Here is a 13,860-nt window from a genome sequence, read left to right on the forward strand (position 1 = left end):
GGCCTGTGCGACGCCACGATAATCGCCAAGGGATTGACCTTGACCGGCGACAATAGGATATTGTTGGGCCGTGGTTTGATGTTGAATCCTAAAAGTTTCCCCCAAGCGCCCCTGGCCTCGTTAGCCGCCAAAGACCCTGCTATGCCGGGAACTTATCGGGTCGATAAGCCGGAAGAAGCTATTTATCTGGCCGGGACCGTTTGCAATCTCGGCTTGCCGGGGGCGCGTATCTACGGGCATTGGATCGTCGATGTCCTGCCGAGGCTGTATAAAACCTTGGGCCATGGCCTGGTTATCGATCATTATGTGATGGGCGAAACGCGAAAACCATGGCAAAACGATATTCTGAAAGCCGTGGGTGTCGCCGAAGATAAGTTCTTGTTTTGGGATGCACGGCAATATCGGCTCGAAGCCGAGCGCTTGGTCGTCCCCACTTTCGCCAGGATTAGCAGCGAACTCCACGAGGAGTTCATGGACGTCCATATCTTCTTGCGGGAAAAACACGCCGCGTCCGAACTGGGTAGCCCGGCGACCGATAAGTTGTTTATTGCGCGGGCGGAAGGGGGCAATCGGCAACTCGCCAACCGGGATGCGGTTGAAGCGGTGTTTGCGGACCATGGGTTCGAGATTTTCAGGCCGGAACTTTGGCCTTTTGTCGAACAAATCAAAAAACTGGCGCGGGCGGCGGTGGTGGCGGGGGAATGTGGCTCGGGAATGCATAACACCGTGTTTTGCCGTCCGGGCACCCGCGTCGGTGTATTACAGTCCAGCGCCAATCTTAGCTTTCTTCAGGGGCAAATCGCGCTACACGCGCAGCATGATTTGTATTATTTGATAGGGATGCCCATCGATCCCAAGGAGGCTTATCTTAAATCCAGTTGGCGCGTGGATATTGCAGATGCGCATCGGTTTATCGCGATGCTGTCTTGAGTATTATAACCCGTGCCGACGCTGCCGATGTGGAATTTCAATGAACGCTGTAAGGCGGGAATCGCCAGCCTGATATATCGATGCGATGCCCATTTTGGATGAACTATTGTCGATAGAAGCTACCCTCATGACTTTAACCAATCTGTCCCCCATCGATGGCCGTTATGCCGATAAGGCCGATGCCTTACGATCCATCCTCAGCGAATACGGTTTGATCCGTTATCGGGTCTTGGTGGAAATCCGTTGGCTCCAAGCCTTGGCCCAGGAATCCGCCATCGCCGAAGTGCCGCCCTTGAGCGAAGCGGCCCAGGCCGTATTGGAAAGTATCCTGGTGGATTTTTCGGTGGAGGATGCCGAGCGGGTCAAACAAATCGAGCGCGTCACCAACCACGACGTGAAGGCGGTCGAATATTTCCTCAAGGAGAAAATCGCCGCCAGCGAGGAATTGGTCCGGGTCGGCGAATTCATCCATTTCGCCTGTACTTCCGAGGATATTAATAATCTGGCCTATGCCTCGATGCTGCGGGAAGCGCGGGATAGCGTGCTGGTGCCGAAACTGCGCGAACTGGTCGCCGAAATCAAAACCCAGGCCGGGGCTTATGCCGCCCAGCCCATGCTGTCCCGTACCCACGGCCAACCAGCCACACCGACCACCATGGGCAAGGAATTCGCCAATGTCGCGGTGCGTTTAGAACGCCAACTCAAGGCCATCGCGGCGGTGGAATTGCTGGGCAAGATCAACGGCGCGGTGGGCAATTACAACGCCCATGCCGTGGCCTATCCCGAAGTGGATTGGCCGGGTTTGGCCCGCAACTTCGTGGAATCCTTGGGGCTGGTTTTCAACCCTTATACCACCCAGATCGAACCGCATGATTATCTAGCGGAATTTTTCCATGCCCTGGCCCGCTTCAATACCATTTTGGTCGATTTCGACCGCGATGTTTGGGGGTATATCTCGCTGGGGTATTTCCGCCAGAAAACCATCGCCGGGGAAGTGGGTTCCTCCACTATGCCGCATAAGGTCAACCCGATAGATTTCGAGAATTCCGAAGGCAATCTCGGCATGGCCAACGCGGTCCTGGCCCATCTGGCCGAGAAACTGCCGATTTCGCGCTGGCAGCGCGACCTGACCGATTCCACCGTGCTGCGCAATATCGGGCTGGGCATCGCCTACACGCTGGTGGCCGCCCAGGCCACGCTGAAAGGCTTGTCCAAGCTGGAAATCGCGCCCGCCGTGCTGGAGGCCGACCTGGCCGCCAACCCGGAAGTGCTGGCCGAGCCGATCCAGACCGTGATGCGCCGTTATGGCATCGAGAAGCCCTACGAGAAACTGAAGGAACTCACCCGCGGGCGGCGCATGGATGCCGAGGCGCTGGCGGCTTTCGTCGCGGGCTTGGAACTGCCCGACGACGCCAAACAGCGCTTGTTGGCGTTGACGCCCGCCAGCTATACCGGCTATGCGGCAACGCTGGCGCGACAGATTTAACCCACCGCCGAGGTTCCATGTTCAAACAAGTTTTGCCAGCGCTGCTTTTGGTGGCGGCGTCCGCGTCGGTCCGGGCCGGGGACGAGCCGGTCCAGCATCTGCGTCATTTCCTGGCCCATGCCCATACCTTGCAGGCCGAATTCAGCCAGGTGCTGGTCGATGAGAAGGGCGGCACCGATAGGCGCAGCAACGGGGTGTTCTATCTGGAAAGGCCGGGCAAATTCCGCTGGGATTACCAAAAGCCCTATCATCAGGAAATCGTGTCCAGCGGTGGCAAGGTCTGGTTCTACGATGTGGACCTGGAACAAGTCACCGCCAAGCGCCTGAACGCTGCCATCGGTTCCACCCCGGCTTTGCTGTTGAGCGGCGAGGTGCCTTTGGAAACCAATTTCAGCATCGAGAAGCAGGCGCTGGACGAGGGTTTGTATTGGATCAAGCTGGTGCCCAAGGCCGAGGACAGCGGCTTCAAATATGTGCTGCTGGGCTTGGAGGGCGATAAGTTGGCCGGGATGGAACTCAGCGACAATTTCGGCCAGTTGACCCGGATTTATTTCGACAAGGTGAAAACCGGACTCAAGCTGGACCCGGCTTTGTTCGAGTTCAAGCCGCCCGCTGGGGTGGATGTGTTCGAGGAGAAATAGGGCGGGTGGGACGATGAACGCCGATGCGCTGAAACCCCTGGCCGACCGGATGCGGCCCCGGAATCTGGACGAATACATCGGCCAGCGCCATATCCTCGCGCCGGGGAAGCCCTTGTACGCGGCGATCAAGGCCGGTCGGCTGCATTCCATGATCTTGTGGGGACCGCCCGGCACCGGCAAGACCACCCTGGCCCGGCTGGTCGCCCATCACGCCGATGCCGAGTTCCTGCCGATCTCGGCGGTGCTGTCCGGGGTCAAGGAAATCCGCGAAGCGGTGGCGGCGGCCCGGCACCTCTTGGCCGCCCACAACCGCCGGACCCTCCTGTTCGTGGACGAGGTCCACCGCTTCAACAAATCCCAGCAGGATGCTTTCCTGCCGCATGTCGAGGATGGCACCGTGTATTTCATCGGGGCCACCACCGAGAATCCTTCCTTCGAGTTGAACAACGCCTTGTTATCGCGGGCGCGGGTCTATGTGTTGCGCGGCCTGACCGGGGAGGATTTGCAACTGGCCCTGGACCGGGCCTTGACCGACCCCGAGCGCGGCTATGGCGACAGGGATTTGGACATGCCGGAAGAAGTGCGCGGCTGGTACGCCCAGGCGGCGGACGGCGACGCCCGCAAGTTGCTGAACCTCCTGGAAATCACCCTCGACCTGGTCGAGCCGGGCCAGCGCGAAATCACCCCGGAACTGGCCCGCGCGGTCCTGGCCGGGGGTTCGGCCCGCCGTTTCGACAAGCATGGGGAGGAATTCCACAACCAGATTTCCGCCCTGCACAAGGCGGTGCGCGGTAGCGCCCCGGACGCGGCCTTGTATTGGCTGTGCCGGATGCTGGACGGCGGCTGCGATCCCCTTTATCTGGCCCGGCGTATCGTCCGTATTGCCAGCGAGGATATCGGCAACGCCGACCCGCGCGGCCTGCAACTGGCGCTCAACGCCTGGGACGCGCAGGAGCGCCTGGGCAGTCCCGAAGGCGAACTGGCCTTGGCCCAAGCCGTGCTTTATCTGGCTTGCGCCCCCAAGAGCAATGCCGTATACACCGCCTACAAGGCGGCGCGGGCCGAGGCGGCGGCGACCGGGAGCCTCGAAGTCCCGGCGCATCTGCGCAACGCTCCTACCAGCCTGATGCAACAACTCGGTTACGGCAAGCACTACCGCTATGCCCACGACGAGCCGGAGGCCTATGCCGCCGGGGAGAATTATTTCCCAGAGGGACTGGAACCCCGTGCTTATTACCGGCCCGCGCCACGCGGCCTGGAAATCAAGATCGCCGAAAAACTGGCGCGGTTGAAAGCCTTGGACCAAGCCCGATAAACCCACCGGACGAGCGCTATGGATACCGAAGAAGCATTGGACCCGGAAGCGGATTTCCCCAACACCCAGGGCGGGACCGAACGGGAACGCCGCCGCTATTTCCGCATCGAGGAACAGGTCATCCTGTCCTTCAAGGAAATCTCCCCCAGGGAGATTCCCGACCTGGCCGGGTTCCAGGAAATCACGGAATTGCCCTGCAATCCGTTCGCGCTGGCGTCCAGCTTGGAATTGCTGTCGCAGGAATCGCGCTTCCTATTGCGCAAGATCGAGCGCGACGCGCCCGATATCGCCGAAGCCTTGCGGATCATCGAGCGCAAGGTCGATCTGGTCACGCGGGTGTTCATGTCGCGGGAGCCCGATCTGGCGGAATGCCTGCCCCAGGAAATCAACCTCAGCGCCTCGGGCCTGTCGTTCTCCATCGACCAGACCTACGATCCGGGCCGGGTGTTGGAAATCAAGATGGTGCTGTTGCCCAATATGGTCGGCGTGATCGCCTATGGCCGGGTGATCTATTGCCGCCGCAATGTGACCCTGGCGGGGCAGCCCTACCGGGTCGGGGTGGATTTCATCGGGTTGAGCGACCGCGACCGGGAAATGCTGATCCGCCATGTGGTGCGGCGGCAATCGCAAATCCTGCGCGGCCAGAAGCAGAACGGCCAGCCCCCAGGGCGGGGGAGCGATGGTGGATACGATCCGGAATAGGCTGCTGCGCCTGTTGGCCGACCGCCGTTTCCATTCCGGGGCCGCCATCGCCGCCGAGTTGGGCGTGAGCCGCACTTCGGTATGGAAATGGGTGCGGGAACTGGAAAACCTGGGGCTGGAGATCGCCGCCCTGCCGGGCAAGGGCTACCGGGTGCTGTCCCCGCTGGAATTGCTCGACAGCGCCGTGATCCGCCAGCACTTGGGACCGGAGGCCGCGGCCTCGCTGACCGCCCTCCTGATCCACGACCAACTCGATTCCACCAATACCCAGCTGATGCGGCTCGCCGCCGAAGGCGCGGCGGCGGGTACGGTGTGCCTGGCCGAAACCCAAACGGCGGGCCGGGGTCGGATCGGGCGGGAATGGGTGTCGCCGTTCGGGTCCAATATCTATCTTTCGCTGCTGTGGCGCTACGAGGACACCTCGCGCATCGCCGGGCTGAGCCTCGCGGTCGGGGTTGGCGTGGTGCGGGCCTTGGCCGGGTTGGGCGTGGCGGATATCGGGCTGAAGTGGCCGAACGATCTGCTGCTGGGCGAGCGCAAGCTGGGCGGCCTCCTGATCGAGGTGGCCGGGGAAGCCCATGGCCGTTGCGCCGTGGTGGTCGGCCTGGGCTTGAACCGCTATTTGCCGCCGCGTCTGGGCCGCGCCATCGACCAGCCCTGGGCCGATCTATCCATGAACGGGGGACCGCCGCCGCGCAACCGCTTGGTCGCGGCCCTGCTCGACGAATTGCTGCCCTTGCTCGACCGTTACGCGGCGGTGGGTTTGGCGCCCTATCTGCCGGAATGGCGCGGCCATCACCGCTGGCAAGGCCGCGAAGCCGTGATCCACCAGGGCGAAACCCGGACCCTGGGCCGGATCGAGGATATTTCGGCGGCGGGGCTGTTGATCCTGCGCTGCGCGGACGGGCGCTTGCGCGAATTCGCGTCCGGGGATGTGCGCTTGCGGGCCTTGGACCATGGCTAGCCTGTTGGTGGACATCGGCAATTCCCGGCTGAAGTGGGCCGCGGTGTCGAACGCGGGGGAACTGCGGGTCGGCCCGGCTTTTCCTTCGTCCGTCGCCGGTTTGGCCGATCACCTGGACCGGAATTGGGCCGGGCTGGAAGCGCCGGATGCCGTCTATGTCTCGAACGTGGCGGGTGCCGGAACCGCCGGACAGCTTTCCGCCTGGGTCGCCCGGCGGTGGCGGCTGCCCGTGCATTGCGTGCGCTCCCAGGCCGTGGGCTATGGCGTGATCAATGGCTATCTCGAACCGGAGCGCCTGGGCGTGGACCGCTGGGTCGGTTTGGTCGCCCTGCGCCGGGATTATCCCTTGCCCGCTTGCCTGGTCGATTGCGGTACGGCCCTGACCCTGGATGTGCTGGACGCGGCGGGGCGGCATCTGGGCGGATTGATCGCGCCCGGCCCGGCCCTGATGCGGCGGGCCTTGTTCCAGGAAACCCAGGGCGTCCGGCCCGGTGGCGAACCGGCCCAGGATATTCTGGGACGGGATACCGCTTCCGGGGTGGCGGGCGGCATCATGGCCGCCTGCGCCGGGTTGGTGGAAAAAACCCTGGCCGGACTCGCCTTCGACCGCCTGCCCACCCTGGTGCTGACCGGCGGCGACGCGGCGGCGCTGGCTTCCGCCCTGTCCCCGCCTTGCCGGTTCGCCCCCGATATGGTGTTGCGGGGCTTGTTCATCATCGCGACTACCGAATCGACATGAAGTATTCCGTTTACCTGCTGATCCTCGTCAATGTGGTGTTTTTCCTGTGGGAGACCGGCTTCCGGGGCGAGGGGGGCGGACCCCAGGAACTGGCGATCCCGAGCGAATTGGAGCGGATACTCCTGAGCAGCGAGGCGGCGGATTCGGAAGCGGCGGAATTGGAGCCGGGCGATGCCGAACTGAAATCGGTCGAGGACGAACAGACCGACGATACGCCCACCCCGGAAGTGAAACCGCCGCCGCCGAGCGATTGTTTCCTGATCGGTCCTTCCAACCAGGCGCGGGCCGACGAACTACGCGGGCTGATCAAAAGCCATACCGGCGAGGTCGAGGTGGTGGCCAAGCCGGGCGAGGTGCCCGCCGGTTGGTGGATTTTGTTCCCCAAAGCCCCGAGCCTCGAAGCCGCCCGCGAGAACCGCCGCATGTTGGCCGGGAAGGGGGTGGCGGATATGTGGGTGTTCGAGAAAGGCTCGCTGCAATGGGCGATTTCGCTGGGGTTGTATCCGGGCCGGGCCGAGGCCGAGGCCGCCCAGAAGCAGTTCACCGACAAGAATATCGTGACCGAGGTCGCGCCGCGCTTGGTGCAGGGGGAGGTTTATTGGCTGCGGATTCCCTGGCACCGGCCCAGGATCGAATTAGAGGAGATCGTGCAGTTGCTCAACACCCAAGACCCGGAGTCGAAGATTCCGGCACCGATTGCTTGTCCTTGAACGATCCCCGATACAAAAAGCCCGCCGGACTCGTCCAGTCCGGGCGGGCTTTTCCATATCCAGGATCGCTCAGCCCGGCGCTTTGGCCGTGGCCGGGTCGGCCAGCGGCGCGGCGCTATCACCATAGCGCAAGGCCGTGAACAGGAAGAACTGGCAGCCGAAGATCAAATTCGCCAGCAACAAATGCACCGGCTGCACCAAGGCCGGGAAGCCCAGCCGGTCCAGGCTCACGCCGGTCAGGATGGCGACCACGACCAAGCCGCCCAGCGTGTAGGCGAAGCGCCGCAATAAATGCCCGGCGTTCAGATGGCGGGTGAAGTTCCACACCAGCCACAGGTTGGTGAACAGGATCACCGACGAGAACGAACGGTGGACATAGAAGATGATGGGGAAATGCTCGCGCCAGACATTGCGCTCCAATACTTCGTTGGCATTGGTGATGCCGTCGATGGCCTCGCGGATTTGGGTGCCCATGGCGATTTGCAGCAGGCTCAGGCCCAGGGCGACCAGCAGCACGGTGCGGACCTTGGACGGCAGCGCGGTGGTATCGAGACGCCGCAATACCTGCTGCTGGGAACGGCAGACCGTATATACCAACAGCATTACGATCAAGAAAGCCGTCACCATATGCGCGGTGATCATCACGGGCCGCAAATCGCTGGCGACCACCCGCGATCCCAGCCAGCCCTGGAATCCCACCAATAGGAACACCGCCAGCGCCAGTTGGAACACCGGCGGGTCCAGTTTGCGGTAGGGCAGGGAACGCCACAAGGTCATGAACACCAGGATACCGATGCTCACGCCCACCAAGCGGTTGAGGTACTCGGTCCAGGTCTTGACCGGATTGAACTGGGTGTCGCCGTAGCCGATGTATTTCTGGTGGTAATCGGGCGGCAATTGGGATTCCTCGGTGGGCGGGACCAGCCTGCCGAAGCAGGTGGGCCAGTCGGGGCAGCCCATCCCGGCCCCCGAAGCCCGGACGATGCCGCCGACCAGGATCAGGAAATACACGGCGGCGAGGGTGATGAGGCCGATGCGGCGGAAGCGCGTGGAAATATCGGAATCGGTCATGGCGGATTCGGTAAGTACTTGAAGGAATAGGGAAGGCCGGATGATAGCACCGGCACCGTGCGGGCGGAATTCAGCCGGTTCCGGCGGGGTCCGCGGCGTCCCAAGCCCTGTTCACGCCGCATCCGGCCCTTGCCGCTGTTTTTCCCGCCAATAGCTGCTACCCCAGACCTGGACGTAATGCGCCCCGCTTGCCAGCGTGGTGAACGCGGTCAGCCACAGCAGCGCCTCCGCCACCGCCGCCGGGAACGGCGCGATGCCCTGCCGCACGATCACAGCGAACACCAAGACCAATTGCAGCACGGTGTTGAGCTTGCTGAGCAGAGTGGGCTGGCCCTCGAAGGGCCGCAGCATGAAGTAATAGGCCACCGCCCCGCCGAAAATCACCAAATCGCGCAGTACCACCAAACCCACCAGCCACACCGGCATCAGGCCCAGCCAGCCCAGGGCGACATAGGAGGAAATCAACAGCAGCTTGTCGGCCAGGGGGTCCAGATAGGAACCCAAGCGCGATTGCCAGTGGTAATGCTTGGCGAGGAAGCCGTCCACGCCATCCGACAGTCCCGCCACCACGAACAAGGCCAGTGCCGCTCCGAAGCGCTGTTGCAACAGCAGGCTGACGACCGGATAGACCAGGAGGATGCGGGCCACGCTGATGAGATTGGGGAGATGCTTCGGGTTCATGGCGTCCACCGATAGATGAGCGGCCCCGCGCCCCCGGTGGTTTCTCCGTCCTGGGGTTTGAGCCGGTGGCTGAGGTTGAGGGTTTGCCGCAGGGCTTCGCGCCCGCCGCGCACCACTAGCTTGAACGCGGCCTCGCCGGTGCCCACCGCCAGCCATTCCAGGCGGTTGACCGGTGAGAGTTTTTCCAGGTAGGCGGCGATTTGGTTGGCGTCGTCCAGGGATTCGAGTCCGGTGATATGCAGTTCCACGCTGGCCGGGGTGGTGTCACGGGGGACGCTCTGGGTCAAAAGCCGGGCATAGGTGGTTTCGATGCCCGCCGCCAGGGTGTCCGCCAGCGTGGCGGTCTTGCTTTGCCAGCGTTCCGGGGCGCGGGCGGAATAGAGCCGCCATTCCGCTTCCCAGGTATCGTCCGCCACCGGGCTGAGCCTGCCGGTGAGGACGGTGTCGGTTTCATAGCGCTGGGCGGCGAGGCGGATGCGCTCGGCGTTGCCGGTATTGATATCGTTCCAATCGAGGGCTTGCCGGTCCGGCAAATCCCACAGCGGCAGGGAGAGCGGCAGGCCGCGCTCCGCCGCGAACCCGCCCAGGAGGCGGTCGGCTTGGGGCAGGATTTCGGCGGCGCTGGACCAAACGCCTTGTTTGTCGCGCACCGCCAGCCAGACCAAGAGTTCCGGCCGTTCCGCGCCCCAGACCGGGATGCCGTGGCGGCGCAACTCCCCATCGAGCCGGGCCGGATCGAAATCGACCCGGAGGATCGGCGTCGCCAGCGGCCCTTCGCCCCGCAAGGTGTAATCGAACTCCTCGACATACTCCTGGGGTTTGGTGAGCAGGCCGCGCACCGTGGCGGAATCGAGGTCGTTCGGGCGGACCAGGCGTTTCAACACCCGGCCCAGCGCGGCGCGGATATCCTCGGCGCGGGCCGCTTCGGCGCGGCTCCGCACGGCGGTTTCGCTCCGGTACAGCCCCTCGATTTCGGCGGCGGGCGCGGTCGGGCCGAACCACGCGGCCAGGGCCAGGCAGGCCAGGAACGGACGCATCAAGTTTCCTCCGGCAGGTTGGGGCGGGGCGTTGTAAAATAGCACAGTCCCCAAGGCGCGGAATCCTGGGTTCGGAGCCGGTTCCATGGTCGCCGTTCCTGCCGTGTCCCGCATCGTTTTCCCCTATGAGCTTTCCTGGAGAGTCCGCTTGAGCAACACCCACACCGAATCCTTAGACTACAAAAGCGCCGGCGTCGATATCGCGGCGGGCAACGCGCTGGTGGAAAAAATCAAGCCCGTGGCCGCCAAGACCCGCATTCCGGGGGTCTTGGCCGGCCTGGGCGGTTTCGGCTCCCTGTTCGAGTTGCCGGTGGAGCGTTACCGGCGTCCGGTGCTGGTGGCCGGCACCGATGGCGTGGGCACCAAGCTCCGGCTCGCCATCGAGACCGGCAGGCATTCCGGCGTGGGCGTCGATCTGGTGGCGATGTGCGTCAACGATATCGTGGTGCAGGGCGCGGAGCCTTTGTTCTTCCTGGATTATTACGCCACCGGCGCTTTGGATGTCGAAGTCGCGGCGGCGGTGATCGCCGGGATAGGCCGGGGCTGCGAACTGGCCGGTTGCGCCCTGGTCGGCGGCGAAACCGCCGAGATGCCCGGCATGTACAGCGCCGGGGATTACGATCTGGCCGGGTTCTGCGTGGGCGTGGTCGAGAAGGACGCCATCCTCGACGGTGGCCGGGTCCGCCCTGGCGACACGCTGATCGGGCTGGCCTCGTCCGGGCCGCATTCCAACGGCTATTCCCTGATCCGCAAGGTGCTGGACCGCCAGGGCTGGAACCTCGCCGAAACCCTGGACGGCCAAGCCCTGGGCGATTGGCTGCTGGAACCGACCCGCATCTATGTCAAACCCCTGTTGAATCTCCTGAAAACCATCGAGGTCCACGCCTTCGCCCATATCACCGGCGGCGGCATCACCGAAAACCTGCCAAGGGTCTTGCCCGCGGGTACGGCGGCGGTGGTCGATGCGGCGGCCTGGGCGCGGCCCGCCGTGTTCGGCTGGTTGGCCGAGGTGGGCAAGATCGCCGAGGCCGAGATGCTCCGCACCTTCAATTGCGGCATCGGCATGATTGTCTGCGTGGCCCCGGAGGACGCGGCCACCGCGCTGGACACCTTGCGGGCCGTGGGCGAAACCGCCTGCGTCATCGGCGCGATTGTCGCCGCCGAGGGCGGTCCCGCCGTGCGCTACGCCGATGCGGGCTGAGGGGGTAGGCATGGAACTGAGCGTCGTGGTCCCCGTACATAACGAAACCGACAACGTCCGCCCGCTCATCGAGGAAATCGATGCCGCGCTGGATGCTGCCCTGGCCTATGAAATCGTCTATGTGGACGATGGCAGCGGCGACGATACCTTGGCGAAGCTGGTGGCGTTGCAGGCCGAATTCCCGCGCCTCCGGGTGCTGAGCCATCGGCGCTGCTGCGGACAAAGCACCGCGCTCCGCACCGGCATCCGCGCCGCGAAGGGCCGGGTTGTCGCCACCCTGGACGGCGACGGCCAGAACAACCCGGCGGATATTCCCCGCCTGCTCGCCGCCTGGCGCGAACTCGACGGCGGCCCGGCGGGCGCGATGGTCGCGGGCTACCGTAAAAAGCGCCAGGACACCGAATGGCGCAGGCTCTCCTCCAAGATCGCCAATGGCGTGCGCGGCTCCCTGCTCCAGGACAACACCCCCGACACCGGCTGCGGACTCAAGGTGTTTTCGCGGGAGTTGTTCCTGGCCCTGCCGTATTTCGACCATATGCACCGCTTCCTGCCGGCCCTGGCCCAGCGGGCGGGCGGCAAGGTGGTCTCGGTCGAGGTCGATCATCGCCCCAGGCTGCGTGGACAGTCCAAATATGGCACTTGGCACCGGCTGTGGGTGGGCCTCTGGGATTTGCTCGGGGTGATGTGGTTGCAGCGCCGCGCCCAGGTGCCGGAAGTGACCGAGGTGGCCTGATGAACCGTTCAACCCCCCATCCACCAGGGCCATCCATGTGGGTTTCCTGTGCCCGGCGGTTCGGCGTATGGATCGCCGCGCTGGCCGTATCGGGCGGCCCCGTGCAGGCCGAGGAACCCAAGCCCGACGAGGTCAAGCTGCCGCCCCTCCAGGTGCTGTTGGAAAAGCCGGTCGAATTGCCCGGCAACAAGCTCACCACGCGGGTGGTCCGGGTGGTCTTGCCGCAGGGCTACAAGACACCCTTGCACACCCACGAAGGACCGGGGCCGCGCTATGTGCTGAGGGGCCGGGTGAAGGTCGAGGAGGGTGGCCAAGTCCATGAATACGGGCCGGGCGAGGTGTTCTGGGAATCCGGCCAGTGGACCACCGCCGAGAACATCGGCCAGGGTGAGGTCGAGTTGTTGATCGTGGAATTGGCCGCGGTGAAATAACCCGACCCCGCCGGGGTCAAGCGTAGAGGTCGATGGCGGTCGGGCGGTCCCGGTCCGCCGCTTCGACCGTTTTGAACAGGCCGGTTTTTTCCTTGCCGCTATCGCTTGGATTGGCGTGCTGGAGGGTCAATTCCGCCAACGCCTGGGCCGCCATCTGCCCCGCCCGCGCCGCCACTTGCCGATCCTGTCCCGAGGGTTCGGCGGGGGCGAGCGCGGCCCTGGCGATGGTCGCGGCCTTGGCGAGGGTGGCGGCGGGATTGCCGGACACGGGCGAGGTGTCGATATTGACCTCGCCGCCGATGGCGTATTGTTGGCCGTCCGGTCCCCGCTGGTAACTGAAGCTGGCCCCGCCCCGCGCCAATCCGCCCGCCGCCGCCTGATGGGCGGCTTCGTGCGCCCGGACTTCGCGGTCGCGCTTCCTGAGCGATTCGAGTTGTTTGAGTTGGTCTTCGCTGAGGTTTTGGGTGGAGCCGCCCGCCGCCGTGGTGGAAGAGGGGGTCGCCGTGGTGTCGTCCTTCTTGGCATCGCCGCCCCGGACCCCGCTCCAATCGGGGAGCCGGATGGCGGTATGGACGTTGGCGCTGCTGCTGATGGCGGCGAACATGGGCGGGATTCCGTGGAAACCGGGCTATCGCTTAACTATACCGCAAGCTGTGTTCGCGGGCATGTTCTGGCCACCACGATCTACCGTTCCCGATGGGCCGGTTCTGGAACCCCTTCCCGTGCCGGTTGTCATAATTACGCAAACAATCTGTTTGCTGATTGTGAATGACCCGGAGGCAAAACCATGGATACCGCGAAAAACATCAAAGCCACCGTGTTGGGTTGCGCCCTCGCCCTGGGCTACGCTTGCGCCGCGCCCGCTTGGGGTGGCGCGGATCGTCACACCGGCCTGGGCTATGTGAGCCAGGCGCACGGTCCCGCCATTTTCGGCTACCCCGGCCTCGAAGGCGTCGAGCGTCCCAGCGCCGAACCCGTCATCGTCTATGCCAACCCGGCCTATGGCCAGGCGATCTACAGCTATCCCCAGGTCGGCGGTGAAACCGTCGCCGGCTTCAATGTGGAATACGTCGATCCGGCCTATGGGCAGGCGATCCAGGGCTATCCCCATTGGGGCGACGACGCCTTGGGCGAAGTCGAAATCCTGCCGGTGGCCCCCGAATAGCATCCCGCCGGTGCGTGCCCGGACCGCGCCGCGTCCGGGCTGCTGGTTCCTCAT

At 64.1% G+C, this 13,860-nt stretch carries 16 protein-coding genes; 12 read left to right on the forward strand and 4 right to left on the reverse strand.

Translation table 11 applies throughout. From position 1 onward, the window contains the following. The first annotated feature begins 33 nt into the window (after nucleotides 1-33). The 8 genes from B9N93_RS11240 (at nucleotide 34) to B9N93_RS11275 (ending at nucleotide 7,487) form a co-directional block, all read left to right on the forward strand. Entirely contained in the window at nucleotides 34-930 is an 897-nt protein-coding gene (locus B9N93_RS11240; RefSeq protein ID WP_176225234.1) for a glycosyltransferase family 61 protein, read from the forward strand. A 127-nt stretch (nucleotides 931-1,057) separates the two neighbouring features. Further along, nucleotides 1,058-2,416 (forward strand): adenylosuccinate lyase, encoded by a 1,359-nt coding sequence (gene purB, locus B9N93_RS11245; protein ID WP_085216249.1) that lies wholly within the window; start codon nucleotides 1,058-1,060, stop codon nucleotides 2,414-2,416. 17 nt (nucleotides 2,417-2,433) lie between these two features. Beyond that, nucleotides 2,434-3,057 carry an outer membrane lipoprotein periplasmic chaperone LolA gene (gene lolA / locus B9N93_RS11250; protein WP_085213662.1) on the forward strand — a complete coding sequence of 208 codons (624 nt, stop codon included), beginning with the start codon at nucleotides 2,434-2,436 and terminating at the stop codon, nucleotides 3,055-3,057. Nucleotides 3,058-3,070: 13 nt separating this feature from the next. Further along, nucleotides 3,071-4,372, forward strand: a complete 1,302-nt coding sequence (locus tag B9N93_RS11255) for a replication-associated recombination protein A (RefSeq protein WP_085213664.1) — start codon at nucleotides 3,071-3,073, stop codon at nucleotides 4,370-4,372. An 18-nt stretch (nucleotides 4,373-4,390) separates the two neighbouring features. Beyond that, nucleotides 4,391-5,074, forward strand: coding sequence for a PilZ domain-containing protein (locus B9N93_RS11260; RefSeq protein ID WP_085213666.1), 684 nt, complete (start codon nucleotides 4,391-4,393; stop codon nucleotides 5,072-5,074). Beyond that, the gene (locus tag B9N93_RS11265; protein WP_085213667.1) at nucleotides 5,052-6,038 is read left to right on the forward strand and encodes a biotin--[acetyl-CoA-carboxylase] ligase; all 987 of its coding nucleotides are present in this window, start codon (nucleotides 5,052-5,054) and stop codon (nucleotides 6,036-6,038) included. The genes B9N93_RS11260 and B9N93_RS11265 overlap by 23 nt, the downstream gene beginning before the upstream one ends. Continuing rightward, nucleotides 6,031-6,777, forward strand: coding sequence for a type III pantothenate kinase (locus B9N93_RS11270; RefSeq protein ID WP_176225235.1), 747 nt, complete (start codon nucleotides 6,031-6,033; stop codon nucleotides 6,775-6,777). Before B9N93_RS11265 ends, B9N93_RS11270 begins: the two co-directional genes overlap by 8 nt. Further along, entirely contained in the window at nucleotides 6,774-7,487 is a 714-nt protein-coding gene (locus B9N93_RS11275; RefSeq protein ID WP_085213671.1) for an SPOR domain-containing protein, read from the forward strand. Before B9N93_RS11270 ends, B9N93_RS11275 begins: the two co-directional genes overlap by 4 nt. A 69-nt stretch (nucleotides 7,488-7,556) precedes the next feature. Here B9N93_RS11275 and B9N93_RS11280 read toward each other — a convergent pair whose 3' ends face one another. From B9N93_RS11280 to B9N93_RS11290, 3 genes are all read right to left on the reverse strand, one after another. Then, complete coding sequence (locus tag B9N93_RS11280) at nucleotides 7,557-8,558, reverse strand: COX15/CtaA family protein (RefSeq protein ID WP_085213673.1); 1,002 nt, start codon at nucleotides 8,556-8,558, stop codon at nucleotides 7,557-7,559. A gap of 111 nt (nucleotides 8,559-8,669) precedes the next feature. Beyond that, the gene (locus B9N93_RS11285) at nucleotides 8,670-9,239 is read right to left on the reverse strand and encodes a CDP-alcohol phosphatidyltransferase family protein (protein ID WP_085216250.1); all 570 of its coding nucleotides are present in this window, start codon (nucleotides 9,237-9,239) and stop codon (nucleotides 8,670-8,672) included. Beyond that, nucleotides 9,236-10,276, reverse strand: coding sequence for a DUF2066 domain-containing protein (locus tag B9N93_RS11290; RefSeq protein ID WP_176225236.1), 1,041 nt, complete (start codon nucleotides 10,274-10,276; stop codon nucleotides 9,236-9,238). Before B9N93_RS11290 ends, B9N93_RS11285 begins: the two co-directional genes overlap by 4 nt. A gap of 148 nt (nucleotides 10,277-10,424) precedes the next feature. Here B9N93_RS11290 and purM point away from each other — a divergent pair, with 148 nt between their 5' ends. The 3 genes from purM to B9N93_RS11305 are packed head-to-tail and all read left to right on the forward strand — an operon-like array spanning nucleotide 10,425 to nucleotide 12,641. Beyond that, complete coding sequence (gene purM / locus B9N93_RS11295) at nucleotides 10,425-11,477, forward strand: phosphoribosylformylglycinamidine cyclo-ligase (protein ID WP_254899478.1); 1,053 nt, start codon at nucleotides 10,425-10,427, stop codon at nucleotides 11,475-11,477. A 10-nt stretch (nucleotides 11,478-11,487) separates the two neighbouring features. Further along, nucleotides 11,488-12,210: a glycosyltransferase family 2 protein gene (locus B9N93_RS11300; RefSeq protein WP_085213679.1), complete on the forward strand. Its 723-nt coding sequence runs from the start codon at nucleotides 11,488-11,490 to the stop codon at nucleotides 12,208-12,210. A gap of 35 nt (nucleotides 12,211-12,245) precedes the next feature. After that, a complete protein-coding gene (locus tag B9N93_RS11305) occupies nucleotides 12,246-12,641 on the forward strand; it encodes a cupin domain-containing protein (RefSeq protein ID WP_085213681.1) in 396 nt (131 codons plus the stop codon). A gap of 16 nt (nucleotides 12,642-12,657) precedes the next feature. Here B9N93_RS11305 and B9N93_RS11310 read toward each other — a convergent pair whose 3' ends face one another. Further along, nucleotides 12,658-13,245 carry a putative metalloprotease CJM1_0395 family protein gene (locus tag B9N93_RS11310; RefSeq protein WP_085213683.1) on the reverse strand — a complete coding sequence of 196 codons (588 nt, stop codon included), beginning with the start codon at nucleotides 13,243-13,245 and terminating at the stop codon, nucleotides 12,658-12,660. A 183-nt stretch (nucleotides 13,246-13,428) separates the two neighbouring features. Here B9N93_RS11310 and B9N93_RS11315 point away from each other — a divergent pair, with 183 nt between their 5' ends. Next, entirely contained in the window at nucleotides 13,429-13,806 is a 378-nt protein-coding gene (locus B9N93_RS11315) for a hypothetical protein (RefSeq protein WP_085213684.1), read from the forward strand. Nucleotides 13,807-13,860 lie beyond the last annotated feature (54 nt).

Origin of the sequence: Methylomagnum ishizawai (genome assembly GCF_900155475.1) — a bacterium.
Lineage (GTDB): Bacteria > Pseudomonadota > Gammaproteobacteria > Methylococcales > Methylococcaceae > Methylomagnum > Methylomagnum ishizawai_A.

Excerpts from the sequence above, each read along its gene's own strand:
- purB (WP_085216249.1), top strand. The coding sequence starts at position 1,058 with ATGACTTTAACCAATCTGTCCCCCATCGATGGCCGTTATGCCGATAAG.
- lolA (WP_085213662.1), top strand. The coding sequence starts at position 2,434 with ATGTTCAAACAAGTTTTGCCAGCGCTGCTTTTGGTGGCGGCGTCCGCG.
- B9N93_RS11255 (WP_085213664.1), top strand. The coding sequence starts at position 3,071 with ATGAACGCCGATGCGCTGAAACCCCTGGCCGACCGGATGCGGCCCCGG.
- B9N93_RS11260 (WP_085213666.1), top strand. The coding sequence starts at position 4,391 with ATGGATACCGAAGAAGCATTGGACCCGGAAGCGGATTTCCCCAACACC.
- B9N93_RS11265 (WP_085213667.1), top strand. The coding sequence starts at position 5,052 with ATGGTGGATACGATCCGGAATAGGCTGCTGCGCCTGTTGGCCGACCGC.
- B9N93_RS11270 (WP_176225235.1), top strand. The coding sequence starts at position 6,031 with ATGGCTAGCCTGTTGGTGGACATCGGCAATTCCCGGCTGAAGTGGGCC.
- B9N93_RS11275 (WP_085213671.1), top strand. The coding sequence starts at position 6,774 with ATGAAGTATTCCGTTTACCTGCTGATCCTCGTCAATGTGGTGTTTTTC.
- B9N93_RS11280 (WP_085213673.1), bottom strand. The coding sequence starts at position 8,558 with ATGACCGATTCCGATATTTCCACGCGCTTCCGCCGCATCGGCCTCATC.
- B9N93_RS11285 (WP_085216250.1), bottom strand. The coding sequence starts at position 9,239 with ATGAACCCGAAGCATCTCCCCAATCTCATCAGCGTGGCCCGCATCCTC.
- B9N93_RS11290 (WP_176225236.1), bottom strand. The coding sequence starts at position 10,276 with ATGCGTCCGTTCCTGGCCTGCCTGGCCCTGGCCGCGTGGTTCGGCCCG.
- B9N93_RS11300 (WP_085213679.1), top strand. The coding sequence starts at position 11,488 with ATGGAACTGAGCGTCGTGGTCCCCGTACATAACGAAACCGACAACGTC.
- B9N93_RS11305 (WP_085213681.1), top strand. The coding sequence starts at position 12,246 with ATGTGGGTTTCCTGTGCCCGGCGGTTCGGCGTATGGATCGCCGCGCTG.
- B9N93_RS11310 (WP_085213683.1), bottom strand. The coding sequence starts at position 13,245 with ATGTTCGCCGCCATCAGCAGCAGCGCCAACGTCCATACCGCCATCCGG.
- B9N93_RS11315 (WP_085213684.1), top strand. The coding sequence starts at position 13,429 with ATGGATACCGCGAAAAACATCAAAGCCACCGTGTTGGGTTGCGCCCTC.